The 12,878-nt window shown below is 61.0% G+C and carries 10 protein-coding genes, 1 tRNA gene and 2 pseudogenes; 6 read left to right on the top strand and 7 right to left on the bottom strand.

Annotation, left to right across the window (positions count from 1 at the left end):
• Nucleotides 1-199: 199 nt before the first annotated feature.
• Entirely contained in the window at nt 200-1,411 is a 1,212-nt protein-coding gene (locus OZ411_RS16575) for an ABC transporter substrate-binding protein (protein WP_282528830.1), read from the bottom strand.
• A 154-nt stretch (nt 1,412-1,565) separates the two neighbouring features.
• Here OZ411_RS16575 and OZ411_RS16580 point away from each other — a divergent pair.
• Together OZ411_RS16580 and OZ411_RS16585 are read left to right on the top strand one after the other, a co-directional pair.
• Nucleotides 1,566-1,840: pseudogene (locus tag OZ411_RS16580) on the top strand (SAM-dependent methyltransferase); the annotation flags it as partial.
• 299 nt (nt 1,841-2,139) lie between these two features.
• The gene (locus OZ411_RS16585) at nt 2,140-4,035 is read left to right on the top strand and encodes a peroxidase family protein (RefSeq protein ID WP_282528831.1); all 1,896 of its coding nucleotides are present in this window, start codon (nt 2,140-2,142) and stop codon (nt 4,033-4,035) included.
• A 356-nt stretch (nt 4,036-4,391) separates the two neighbouring features.
• Here OZ411_RS16585 and OZ411_RS16590 read toward each other — a convergent pair whose 3' ends face one another.
• From OZ411_RS16590 to OZ411_RS16605, 4 genes are all read right to left on the bottom strand, one after another.
• Nucleotides 4,392-4,991 carry a hypothetical protein gene (locus OZ411_RS16590; protein ID WP_282528832.1) on the bottom strand — a complete coding sequence of 200 codons (600 nt, stop codon included), beginning with the start codon at nt 4,989-4,991 and terminating at the stop codon, nt 4,392-4,394.
• A gap of 332 nt (nt 4,992-5,323) precedes the next feature.
• On the bottom strand, nt 5,324-5,557 hold the full coding sequence (locus OZ411_RS16595; RefSeq protein WP_282528833.1) for a hypothetical protein: 234 nt from the start codon (nt 5,555-5,557) through the stop codon (nt 5,324-5,326).
• Nucleotides 5,558-5,678: 121 nt separating this feature from the next.
• Entirely contained in the window at nt 5,679-7,088 is a 1,410-nt protein-coding gene (gene glnA / locus OZ411_RS16600; protein ID WP_130583903.1) for a type I glutamate--ammonia ligase, read from the bottom strand.
• Nucleotides 7,089-7,238: 150 nt separating this feature from the next.
• Nucleotides 7,239-7,577 (bottom strand): P-II family nitrogen regulator, encoded by a 339-nt coding sequence (locus OZ411_RS16605; protein ID WP_011441447.1) that lies wholly within the window; start codon nt 7,575-7,577, stop codon nt 7,239-7,241.
• A 354-nt stretch (nt 7,578-7,931) separates the two neighbouring features.
• On the opposite strand from OZ411_RS16605, the gene OZ411_RS16610 reads away from it, so the two are divergent.
• The 3 genes and pseudogenes from OZ411_RS16610 to OZ411_RS16620 all read left to right on the top strand — a co-directional run bounded on the left by OZ411_RS16610 (nt 7,932) and on the right by OZ411_RS16620 (nt 10,146).
• On the top strand, nt 7,932-9,431 hold the full coding sequence (locus OZ411_RS16610) for an NAD(P)H-hydrate dehydratase (protein WP_282528834.1): 1,500 nt from the start codon (nt 7,932-7,934) through the stop codon (nt 9,429-9,431).
• Nucleotides 9,432-9,559: 128 nt separating this feature from the next.
• Nucleotides 9,560-9,857: pseudogene (locus tag OZ411_RS16615) on the top strand (type II toxin-antitoxin system RelE/ParE family toxin).
• A gap of 1 nt (nt 9,858) precedes the next feature.
• Nucleotides 9,859-10,146: an addiction module antidote protein gene (locus OZ411_RS16620; RefSeq protein ID WP_282528835.1), complete on the top strand. Its 288-nt coding sequence runs from the start codon at nt 9,859-9,861 to the stop codon at nt 10,144-10,146.
• Nucleotides 10,147-10,176: 30 nt separating this feature from the next.
• Here the strand turns inward: OZ411_RS16620 and OZ411_RS16625 are convergent, their stop codons facing one another.
• A complete protein-coding gene (locus OZ411_RS16625) occupies nt 10,177-11,262 on the bottom strand; it encodes an enolase C-terminal domain-like protein (protein ID WP_282528836.1) in 1,086 nt (361 codons plus the stop codon).
• A gap of 18 nt (nt 11,263-11,280) precedes the next feature.
• Nucleotides 11,281-12,576 carry a multicopper oxidase domain-containing protein gene (locus OZ411_RS16630; RefSeq protein ID WP_282528837.1) on the bottom strand — a complete coding sequence of 432 codons (1,296 nt, stop codon included), beginning with the start codon at nt 12,574-12,576 and terminating at the stop codon, nt 11,281-11,283.
• Nucleotides 12,577-12,726: 150 nt separating this feature from the next.
• Here OZ411_RS16630 and OZ411_RS16635 point away from each other — a divergent pair.
• Nucleotides 12,727-12,811, top strand: a tRNA-Leu gene (locus OZ411_RS16635).
• Nucleotides 12,812-12,878: the final 67 nt, after the last annotated feature.

The raw sequence follows: 12,878 nt of genomic DNA on the forward strand, positions 1-12,878 counted from the left end.
CCCTGCGCGATGGTGTTACGGCTTACTTCGTGCTCTCCCCGGTGACCGGGCTTTCTTGCCACCGTCATCTCTCACGCGAACTTGTTCGCGCGAAAAACTTAGCGCCAGCGTCGGGGCGCCAGGACCACACACGACTTCGCCGTCCGCGGATGTTGCGTTCGTCTATCGCAACACCTGCAATGACGGGGTGAGTTCGGAATTACTTCTGAGCCGTCACCATCGGGCAAGCGCTGCTCGAGAGCGGTGGGAATGCGTCCTCGCCTTCGACGGTTGCGAGGATCCTGAAGACATCCGACGGGTCGGACACCTCGCTCGCCTTCTTGACCTCGGCGAGGTACATGTCGTGCACCATCAGGTTGTCAGCGCGAAGCTTGCCGTTTCGCGCGAAAGCGTCGTTAAAGGTGCGGCCCTGCAAATCCTTGACGACGGCGGCCGGATCCTTGGTGTTCGCGGCCTGGACCGATTTGATGTAGTTCAACGCGGACGAATACACGCCCGCCTGCATCATGCTCGGCGGTTTTCCCATCTTGGCGGCATAGCGCTTTGCGAATTCGCGCGTCCGGTCATCCATGTTCCAGTAGAAGCCAATCGTGGCAAGCAAGCCCTGCGCGCTCTTCAGGCCAATGCTTTGGATGTCATTGACGTCAATCAGCAGCGCGATCATCTGTTGGCCGCCGCTGGTGAGGCCAAATTCTTCCGCTTGTTTGATGCCGTTCTGAGTGTCCGCGCCAGCGTTGGCCAGTGCGATGACCTTCGCGCCCGAAGACTTGGCCGTCAGGAGGACCGAGCTGAAATCTGCCGTGTTGATCGGATGCGGCGCATGCCCCAGTGACTTCCCTCCGCCCTTGGTCACGACTTCCGTCACATCGCGTTCGAGCGCGTGGCCGAATGCGTAGTCCGCAGCAATAAAGAACCACGTGTCGGCTCCACGTTGGAGCAACGCTTTCCCGGCCACGTTCGCGAGTGCGTAGGTATTATATGTCCATTGGATGAAATTGGGAGAACATAGCTTTCCACTCAGATCCGCGGAACCTCCCGCGGATGTGATGAACATCTTGTTTCGATCCTTGGCGAAGTTCTGGACCGCAATACATACTGACGACACCGGCACGTCGAGGATGACGTCGACGCCATCCTGATCATACCATTGGCGCGCAATATTCCCGCCGAGGTCGGGCTTGTTCTGATGATCGGCGGAAATCAGCTCGATGGGTTTGCCCAGGACGCTGCCACCACACTCCTCGATCGCCAATTGGGCGGCCGCCACCGATCCCTTGCCGCCATTGTCTGCGAACAGGCCATTCATGTCCGTCAGGACACCGAACTTTAACGGCGTATCTCCCGCGGCGCGGACAATCGCCGGCGAGAAGACTGTGGCACCAAGGCCAGCAAGAAATGTGCGCCGTTTCATCTTTTCACTCCCTTTTTTGTTTTGCGGCAGTTTGCGTTGTCACTCACAGTTCTGCAAGTCATCCGTCAAGGGAAAGCAGAAGCAATCCACATGAGCGCCATCAGTCGCGCTGCTTTGACGCAACCGATCCGATGAGCAACAGAGGTGAGGGCGACTGAATGAAGCCGGCAAGGCCGTCGCCGAGATGCGCTGCGTCGTTCGATCAGGCGGCGTGGTCGCGGCAACGGTGTGGGATCATCTCGGTGGCATGCCCGGCATGCGCATGATGGTCGACACGGCGGCGGCACTCAGCGAAGCCGGGCGCGGGCTGCGGGCTCGCTATTGCTTCCAACCGATGATGCAGCCCGGCGAAATGAAGAGGACGTTTGGGGTCTCGTGGACATAAGGGAAGTGGAGCTGATGATCCGCATGGATTATGTCAGCTTCGACAAGCGATGCTGGATTCGAAGGCCGCGTTGTAAAAGCTCCATTCTTCATTGGAGTAATTCGGTAAGAAAGGTTGCCACTCCGCTGGAGTAAACGGACGAGTTCGGCGCGACCCTTCGCACGGGCTCGCAATCGACCTACTCCTGGCGAGCCTTGGATCGCTCGATATTATCATTGTGCAGCGGCGCCGAATATCGTCACTCAACTGCCGCCTGAACGTCACAATGGATCATCAAAGCGTCATTTCCTGAGCGGCCAATGAGCAGGAGCTGGGGCTATACACTCTACAGGGAGGGTGAGCCATGGCACTGGAATTCCGTACCCTCGACTTCCGCACCATCGACGGCTCCAACAACAATCTTGCCGATTCGACCATGAATCAGGCCGACACCGACTTTGCTCGGGTGGGGCCGGCGCATTTCGCCGATGGGTTCAACGAAATGACACCGGGGCCGAACCCCCGCGAAATAAGCAACATTGTCGTGGCGCAGGCGGACACCGGGGAGCAAGGCCCGCATTTGATGGACGACGCCGGCGTAGCGCTATCAGGCATGATGTATGCGTGGGGCCAGTTCATCGATCATGATCTGGATCTGCAAAAGCAGGGCACAACCACGGATATCTCGATCATGGTCCCAGCTGATGATGAGTTTCTGCCGGCCGGCAGTACCATCCCGTTGACGCGCGTAGCCATCGATCCTGCGACCGGTGTTGCCGGGCATCCGGCAACTGCCATCAACACGGTCACAGGTTGGCTGGATGGATCGCAGATTTACGGATCCGACGCTGCCACCGCAGCGAGCCTGCGGACCGCCGACGGTCATATGAAGATGTCGGCGGGGCAAAATCTGCCAATCGTCGAGACCGACCAGGGCAAGGTCTTTGCGGCCGGTGATGTGCGGGCGCAGGAGAACCCCGACCTGACGGCCTTGCAGGTCTTGTTTGTGCGCGAGCACAATTATCAAGTCGATCGCCTGCACGAGGAACATCCGCATTGGAGCGGCGACAGGCTGTACGAGACGGCCAAAGCCATCACCACGGCCGAGATGGTCAACATCACCTATAGCGAGTTCCTGCCACATCTGCTGGGTAAAGACGCCATTGAGCCGTACCACGGCTATGATCCTACGGTGGACGCGCGAATCACCGAAGAGTTTGCAGGTGCCGCGTTTCGCTTCGGTCACTCGATCGTCTCCGACGAAATCAGTGCGATCAGCAATCTAGGTGCCTTCACATCCGAGCAGACGCTGGCGGAATCGTTCTTTGAAGATACGGCGACGTTCAACGCTACGGGTGCAGATGGCTTGCTTCGGCATCTGTCGGGGGACCTTGCGAATCTGCTGGACGCCCGCATTGTCGATGGCTTGCGGAACTTCCTGGTCGATCCTCCGGACGGTCTCGATCTAGCGGCGATCAATATCCAGCGCGGCCATGATCTGGGGTTGGGCACACTGAACCAGACCCGGGAGGCGCTGGGACTTGCGCCGTATACCAGCTTCGATCAGCTCAGCTCTGATCCGAAGACGGCAGCGGCGTTCGAGAAAGCCTATGGTTCTATCGACGCCGTCGATTTGTGGGCTGGTGGATTGGCAGAGGATCATGCTGAAGGAGCCATCATCGGACCGACCTTCGGCAAAATCATCGGCGATCAGTTCACTGCATTGCGCGACGGCGATCGGTATTATTTCGAGAACCAGAACTTCGACAGCGAGACCCTGCATGAGATCAAGGGTACCACCCTGTCGGACTTGATCCTGCGCAACACCGATACCACGGCGATGCAGAGTGATGCTTTCGTTGCCACCGAGCGGCACAGCGGCACCCTGGGAGGAGTAGATCCGACCGGACAAGCGGCGGCCGAGGGCATGGCGCAGCTGGTGGTCGGATCAGCGGGCAAGGACACCCTGACCGGCGGGGATCTAGATGACACTTTGGTGGCAGCGAGCGGTCATATGACCATGACCGGCGGTGACGGTGCCGACACCTTTGTGTTCAACCTTGACTATCTCAAGGGCAAACACAACACCGCAACCATCACTGATTTCGATCCGAAAGTGGACAAGCTGCAACTTTTGAACGACGAATACGTCAAAATATCCTCCGACCATCACGGTGGAACACTGCTGCAAGTCGGCAACGAAACCATCGACTTGCTGGACGTCAAGCCGAATGAATTGCACCATCGAGACTGGGCATAAGACCAAAGGCCGCGTCGCCCTAAGTGGGCGGCGCGGCACCTCTCAATTGGTGAGATGACTCACCGTTTTTCGCATAGCGACGGGACCAATCGTGTCGCGTCCAGCACGGCGATCCAGCTAGCGATGATCATAGCCTCACAATTGCAATCCCTTGGTCGATAACGTCCGCGTTAGGACAAAATGCGAAGAACTCAGAGTGACCAAATCTAGTCCGCTCTGCCCACCAAGCGGACCGCAATGAGAGGTGTCGCCGCTTCGCTGATGGGCACACGACGAGGGTCAGCGTGCGCTCCGCAACCAACCCATCGGAAGCACTTCCAGCTGCCCGTCAACTTCAGCTATGCGTTTGGCTAGGCTCAATCACTGGTGGAGTTGCGTGGTTGGCCAGAGCACCGATTTCGCTCGGCGCGCTCTTGACCGCGACGTATTCGGCTGGAACGCGCATTTTGGGTCGAAAAGACGTCAAACCGCGAGTGCGCCCGAGTCGAAACCACGGCACGTCTGAACAGCAACTTCAACCGCGCGATCCGGTCACGAACCCATCGCCAGATCTCGGACGACGTTACCCATTCATGAAACCTGAGCCAGTTCCGATACAGGATCGCGAAGGCCGGAATCTGCATCAAGCGGTCACGCGTCAATCTGAAGAGCCGCTCGACCAGGGTAATCTTCAGAATTTCGCCTACCGCGATGGTCAGAGCGCCTTCTACAACATGGCCTGCGGAGACAAGAAACGCACCGATCGGCTTCACCGGTTCAAGGATGACGACTGGGACGGAAAAGAGAGCAAGCGCAGGGTACGGACGCAGGCTCGCAATCCAGGTGTTCAACGGACGCAGAATTTGGAGCCTTCCGATCCACGCTGATAGGGGAAGGGCCACTGATTCAAACACCACATCGGCGACGAAATAAACAGTGACGAGGACATAGCCCAGAAGTTTTAGTGCGCGCTTCATGGAGGTTGCTCCTCACTATAAAACGCAAGTGCTAGAAAAACAGTTCCGCTTTTTCCGAGGTCTCATGGGTAAGCTACGATGACTTTTCTCGTCCGTCGGGAATCGGTCAGGTCTTCATGCTGATCGCGAGCGCAACGGGATCCTGCGCCGGCAAGGTATTACACAAGTCGTTCTTGAAAATTGCCATCTCACCGAATGTAGGTCGGCTTCGGGTCACGACGGCAATGCGCTGGTTAAGCAGAAGATTCCGTTTGGTCGTCAGAAGCCGACATCTACGCCTTATGAGTACACGCATAGTTCGTAGTCCAACGAGCTACCGCGAAAATAGTGTCTTATGGAAGCTCTTTGACGTGGCCACTGCTATCAACAACGAGCGATACGACTTTGCCGTTCTTCGTGGCCTTGAAAGTAGTAATCTTTCCGGATTTCATTTCCCGGATTTGCGAATAGCCCTCGCGCTCGAGCTTCGCTGCAATCTCCTCCAGGCTCAGGCCATAGGCAGCCGAGATGGCGCCAATCATCGCTATGGCGCAAAGGGCGGGTTGATAGATTGATCGAGCCAGCATCAGTTCATCCTCTCGAATCCATCGTCGGGAAAGTCACGGACTGGTCCGGTCGCCTCACTTCGCCAAAACAAAAAAGGCGCCCCGTGTGGAGCGCCTTTCCGATCGTTGCGGCAGTGAAAATTTACTGCGAATAGTACATGTCGAATTCGACCGGGTGCGGGGTCATCTCGAAGCGTTCGACTTCGGTCATCTTGAGTTCGATGTAGGCGTCGATGAAGTCATCGTCGAACACGCCGCCGGCCTTCAGGAAGGCGCGGTCCTTGTCGAGGTTTTCCAGCGCTTCGCGCAGGCTGCCGCACACGGTTGGGATCGACTTCAGCTCTTCCTTCGGCAGGTCGTAGAGGTCCTTGTCCATTGCCGGGCCCGGATCGAGCTTGTTCTTGATGCCGTCGAGGCCGGCCATCAGCATCGCCGCGAAGCCGAGATAGGGGTTGGCCATCGGGTCGGGGAAGCGGACCTCGACGCGCTTGGCCTTCGGCGAAGCGGTGTAGGGAATGCGGCAGGAGGCCGAGCGGTTGCGCGCGGAGTAGGCGAGCAGCACCGGCGCCTCATAGCCCGGGACCAGGCGCTTGTAGGAGTTGGTTGTCGGATTGGTGAAGGCGTTGATCGCCTTGGCGTGCTTGATGATGCCGGCGATGTAGGAGAGGCAGGTCTCCGAGAGGTCGGAGTACTTGTTGCCGGCGAACACCGGCTTGCCTTCCTTCCAGATCGACTGGTGGACGTGCATGCCCGAGCCGTTATCGCCGTAGACCGGCTTCGGCATGAACGTGGCGGTCTTGCCGTAGATGTGCGCAACCTGGTGGATGCAGTACTTGTAGATCTGCAGGTGGTCAGCCATCAGCGTCAGCGTGTCGAACTTCATGCCAAGCTCGTGCTGGGCGGAAGCGACCTCATGGTGATGCTTCTCGACCTTGACGCCCATCTTGGCCATGGCGCCCAGCATCTCCGAGCGCATGTCCTGCACCGAGTCCTGCGGCGGCACCGGGAAGTAACCGCCCTTGGTGCGGATGCGGTGGCCCAGATTGCCGCCTTCATATTCGGTGTCGGAATTGGTCGGCAGCTCCGAGGAGTCGAGACGGAAGCCGGTGTTGTAGGGATTTGCGGAGAAGCGCACGTCGTCGAACACGAAGAACTCGGCCTCGGGGCCGACATAGACGGCGTCGCCGACGCCCATCGACTTCACCATCGCTTCCGCCTTCTTGGCGATGCCGCGCGGATCGCGGTTGTAGGGCTCGCCGGTGGTCGGCTCGAGCACGTCGCAGGTGATCACCATCGTCGTCTCGGCGAAGAACGGGTCGATCGTCGCGGTGACGGGGTCGGGCATCAGGCACATGTCGGACTCGTTGATCGCCTTCCAGCCGGCGATCGAGGAGCCGTCGAACATCGTGCCTTCGGCGAAAATGTCATCGTCGATCATGCCGACGTCGAAGGTCACGTGCTGCCACTTGCCGCGCGGATCGGTGAAGCGAAGATCGACGTATTTGACGTCGTTGTCCTTGATCGATTTCAGGACGTCTTTGGCGGTCTTCATGAGTATCCCTTTTGACTTTGCGGGTCGGTTTCCAGGTGAGCGACGTTGTTCTCGCTTGGGCCAAGTTCGCGCGATGATACAAACGAAATCAGGCCGCCAAAGGCAGCCTTATTCTCTTCTAGGGTCGCAAGATTTCGGATAGCACCGGGCTTAAATAGCGTCCAGCCCGGATTCGCCGGTCCGGATGCGGATCGCTTCCTCGATATTGGAAACGAAAATCTTGCCGTCGCCGATGCGGCCAGTCTGCGCCGCGCGGCGGATCGCATCGATCGCCTTCTCGACCAGGTCGTCGCCGATCACGATCTCGATCTTCACCTTCGGCAGGAAGTCGACGATGTATTCCGCGCCGCGATAGAGCTCGGCGTGACCCTTCTGCCGTCCAAACCCCTTGGCCTCCGTTACCGTGATGCCCTGAAGTCCGACTTCCTGAAGCGCCTCTTTCACCTCGTCGAGCTTGAACGGCTTGATGATGGCTTCGATTTTCTTCACTGAGGGCCTCCCGGGCATTTCCAGAATACAAAAGTGCAGGTTCGATGCGCGTGGCGCAATCAGTTCGATCCGTCAACTTCCGGCGGAGCCGGAAAACGCCCTTCACGGCCGTATAAGGCGGCCGTCCTGAGCGGCTTCCTCAAAAGCAGGGTCTATGCCAAGTTATAAATGTCCCTGATTTCGGAATGTTATCAGCCTTTTAACGGGCAGACGGACAAGGTTGGATCGAGCGCCCCATGATACCGAAGCCTGCGAAATAGGCAAACGGATGAATTGGTGTGCAATCATCGGCGGATGATCGACGCGAGCCGGGCGAGGTGCCTGTCGAAAAGGCTGATAGATTGAGGATTCAGCATGGAAATCCTGACCACGGCTGAAATGGAACGCGCCGACCGGCTGACCATTGCCGGGGGCACACCTGGCTTTTCGCTGATGATGAGCGCGGGGCAGGCGGTGGCCGAAGCGGCCATGGACTTGGTCGAGGAGGGGCCGATCCTGGTGGTGGCGGGCCGCGGCAACAATGGTGGCGATGGCTTTGTCGCCGCCGCCGAGCTTGCTGCACGGGGGCGGGAGGTCTCGGTCATCCTGCTGTGCGAGCGCGACAGCCTGAAGGGCGACGCGGCGCTGGCCGCACGCGGCTGGAAATATCCGGTGCTGCCGTTCAACCCGCAGGCGATCGGCAAGCCCGCGCTGATTATCGATGCGCTGTTCGGCGCCGGGCTCGACCGTCCCGTGAAGGGCGAACCCCATGAGATGATCGAGGCGGTCAACGCCCATGATGTGCCGGTGCTCGCTGTCGACCTGCCGAGCGGCATCAACGGCACCACCGGTGCTCCGATGGGGATTGCGATCCGCGCCACCGAGACCGTGACCTTCTTCCGCCGCAAGCCGGCGCATCTGCTCTTGCCGGGCAGGGTGCATTGCGGCCGCGTGCGCGTCGCCGATATCGGCATCGAGCCGAAGGTGCTCGAGGAAATCCGCCCGGCTACCTTCGAGAATGTTCCGTCGACCTGGCAGCACGCGTTTCCGGTGCCGAAGATCGACGGCCACAAATATTCCCGCGGTCACGTCCTTGCCGTCTCCGGCGACATCGCCGCGACCGGCGCCTCGCGGCTTGCAGCGCGCGGCGCGCTGCGGGCGGGAGCGGGCCTGGTGACGCTGGCCTCGCCGAGCGATGCGCTGGCGGTGAACGCCGCGGCGCTGACAGCGGTGATGGTGCGCGCGGTCGACAATGCGATCCAGTTCGCCGATCTCCTGAACGACAGGCGGCTGAACACGAGCGTGATCGGGCCCGGTGCCGGCGTCGGCCCACGCACGCGCGATTTTGTCCACACGGCTCTCGCGGCGAAGCGCAACCTGGTGCTGGACGCTGATGCGCTGACCAGTTTTGCGGATGCACCGGAACGGTTGTTCGAGGCGATCAAGGCATTGGACGGTGCAGAGGTGGTGCTGACACCGCATGAGGGCGAGTTCCCGCGGCTGTTCAGCGACATCAGCAACAAGCATCCCGGCCGCTCCAAACTCGAGCGTGTGCGCGCCGCCGCCGAGCGCTCCGGCGCGGTGGTGCTGTTGAAAGGACCTGACACGGTGGTCGCCGCGCCCGATGGCCGCGCCACCATCGCCTCCAACGCGCCGCCATGGCTCGCCACCGCCGGCGCCGGCGACGTGCTGTCTGGCATCATCGCGGGGCTGCTCGCGCAAGGCACGCCTGCCTTCGAGGGCGCCAGCATCGGCGCCTGGATGCACGGCGAAGCCGCGACAGAAGCGGGGCCGGGCCTGATCGCGGAAGACCTTCCCGAGACGCTGCCGGCGGTCTTCCGCCGGGTATATGACGGACTGGGGATTGAGTATTGAGGACGCCGTAGGATGGGTAGAGCGTAAGCGAAACCCATCGATTTGCATCCGCGGCGGAGATGATGGGGTCGTCCCGTTGAATGCGCCGGTCGGCTTGATCTTTTTGGTTTCGTAGTTTATAAAATACAGTGATCGAGCTCAAACAGACCGAGACTTTTCGCAAGTTGGCGCGCACGGCTCAGGGATCACCGCGCCCGAGCGCTGATCGCCTCGCGACTGAATCGACTCGCATATGGACATGCCGGCGATATCGAACCGGTGGGTGAAGGCATCAGTGAACTGCGCATTCACCATGGTCCCGGCTACCGCATCTATTTCCAGAAGCGAGGAAGCACGATCATTGTTCTGCTGTGCGGCGGTGACAAGAGCACGCAGGAGAAAGACATCAGATCGGCGAAGCGGCTGGCGCAAGAGTGGAACGAATAAGATGGCCGAGAAACTGACCACGTATGACCCGGCCGAAGACTTGCTTTCCGACGAGGGTATCGCCCTGTTCATGGAAGAAGCCTTCAAGACGGAGGACGCTGGCTATATCGCTCATGCTCTTGGTGTCGTCGCCCGCGCTAAGGGGATGACGCAGATTGCGAAGGAAACGGGGCTCTCGCGCGAACAGCTCTATCGTTCGTTTAGCACAAGCGGCAATCCGACTCTAAAGACGACCATCGCCGTCATGAAAGCGCTCGGGATCGAGCTGACAGCGAAACCCCACCATTGATCCCAACAGCGTCGTGGGACGGGTAGAGCGCTACGTCACCTGATATTTCGCGACCGCCGGCTCGTTCCATTCCAGCCCGAGGCCCGGGCCGCGGGCGGTGACGGCGCCGTCGATGACCTCGGCCGGCTTTGCCAGGATGGCGCTGGAGAGGTCGAGGAATTCGAGCCAATGCGCGGTCGGCGTCACCGCGAGCACATGGGAGCTGGCTTCCGCAAACAGATGGCTCGACATCGGGATCGAGGCGGCGTCCGCTTGCCCGGCGACCTGCAGCCAGCCGGTGACGCCACCGACCTTCATCAGGTCGGGCATGATGAAATCGCTGGCGCCGACCGAGATCGCCTCGGCAAAGCCGCGCGGGAACCACCAGTTCTCGCCGGCCTGGATCGGAATCGGCGAGTCCATTCGGACGATGGCGTGGCCGGAGAGATTCTCCTGCGGCACGGGCTCCTCGACCCAATGCAGGTCGTAGGGCGCAAGGCGCGCGATGCGGCGTTTGGCTTCCGCCGGATCGAGCGACTGGTTGAAGTCGATCATCAAGGCGATGTCCGGCCCGATGACGGCGCGCACGCCCTTGACCACGCGTTCGTCATTGGCGGCATCACCGTCGCCGCCCTTGATCTTGATGCCGCGAAAGCCCTGGTCGAGTGAGCGGCGGAGCGCGCGCTCGTCGGCTGCGGGATCGACCACGCCATAGCTGTCATAGGCGGGAAGGGGGCGCGCCGATCCGCCGAGCAACTCGACGACCGGCTTGCTCGCGACCTGTCCCAGCGCGTCCCAACAGGCCATGTCGAGGCCGGAGACAGCCATGCCGACCAGGCCCTGCCAGCCGAGCAGGCGGAACTTGGCGTCCATCGCCTTCATCAGGTCGAACGGGGCGACCGGCCGGCCGACGAGATCGCGGCCGGTCTCCTCGACCAGATGAACCAGTGGTTTAAGCGTGAGCCTGGTGTAGGCGAAGATGTAGGAACGACCGGTAACGCCCTGATCGGTTTCGATATCGATCAGGACCAGTGGCCCGGAATCGATCACGCCGAAGGCGTTCTTCACAGGACGCTTGAGCGGCACGACGACGGCTCGCGCTCTGATGCCGCGGATCGCTGGAACTGTTTGGCCCATGGTCGTTTCCCCTTGTTCTTATTCGACACTGTACCATCGCACGAGCCGTGGCGCTGCCCGGTCAGTCGCGACCTGTTCGATCAGGTAGCGGCCGGCATACTCGGCCAGGAACGCAATGCGCTGGGTCTGGCCGGGTTCGATCGCGAGTGTGTCGAGCCAGAACGGCTTCCAGCCGTCGTCGAGCCGGTCGAGCAGGCGGAAGTGATGGCCGTGGAGGTGGAAGACGGTGGTAATCGGCGCGCGATTGGTAAGCGCCAGCACCACCGCTCGGCCGGTCTTGGCGCGGAAGGCTGGTGGCGGGGAGGGGGTGAAGCTGGCCGGACGCGTCCAGTCAGCTGGCACCCCGACGACCAGTTCGAACCGCTGCGCATTCTTGAGGTCGAGCTGGGCCGGCAGGCCGTTGGGGGGAAGCGGCGGCGCCGATGGCAGCGGCGCTGGGCGGAGCGGGGCCTCGCCGGAGAGTAAGAGTCGTCCGACCGGGCGCGCCTCCTTGCCGTCATGGAGCAGGATCGATGCGCTTGCGACGGCATCGACATAGGCGTCTGCGCGGCCGCCCGGCGCCAACACGAGCGCACCGTTGCGCGCAGGAAACGGCTCGGCAGGCTGGCCGTCGATGGCCATGACGCGGACCTCGTGGCTTTCCAATTTCACCGCGAGCACAGTGCGTTGGGAGGCATTGATGAACCGGAGCCGCAGGCGCTCATTGGCGCGTGCTGAGAGTTCGAATGAAGTCCGGCCGTTAACGGTATAGACCGGCGTCGCATCCTTGGCCTCCGTCCCCGGCGCGATAGCGGAGCCATCCGGCCGCAGCCGCCATTCCTCGATCAAGAGCACCTCGTCGCGGTCGACGGAGATATGCTCGCGTTCGGAGACGACCAGTGGCTTTGCGCGCAGCGGTAGCGGTTGGCCGTCATTGAGGAGGCCGGGATCGAACAGGAATGTGCCGGCGTGGCGCAGTGGAAGCTGGAAGCCCTCCTTCGCCCCGGCGGCAAGCGGCGCCCGGGCGAGCAGGGGCTCGGCGGCCGGAGCGCCGTCGATTCCCCGGCAGTACAATGCAAGGGGTGCGGGAAGATCGTTGCCGAGCGTCAGCTCGATGGTCTCGCCGCGATTCGCCCTGATGTCCTCGCCTGGGAACGACCAGACCGGCGTAGCCGTGCCGCCCTGGCGCAGCACCAGGCTGTCGGGTCTCGCGGAAATGGCGAGTGAACGACGGGCTTGCGCCAAGGTTGCGGCGGGAAGGCCCGCTTGCAGCGCGGCGGCGCCTAGTCCGGCCAGCAGGGTGCGTCGATCGAGCTTCAGGAAAAGGCTTGCCATCGGCCCGATCCGGACCATTTTTGAACCTGTAAGTCCAGCGGCCATTTCGGCCGAGAGGACATGCGAAAAAAGCCATTTTTTTGCTGCGCCGGGGCGGGCTCATGCTATAAGCCGCCGCCCGCGGCATCGCGGCCGGAGATGATGCGCCAAGCGGGTGTGGCGGAACTGGTAGACGCGCTGGATTTAGGTTCCAGTGACGAAAGTTGTGGGGGTTCGAGTCCCTCCACCCGCACCAAGCGCTCATCCAGCGTTTGCATGATCCCTTTCTGGAGGGCCTGTCTCTGTGTTCGGGAGACAGGTCC

This window comes from Bradyrhizobium sp. Arg237L (assembly GCF_029990105.1).
Lineage (GTDB): Bacteria > Pseudomonadota > Alphaproteobacteria > Rhizobiales > Xanthobacteraceae > Bradyrhizobium.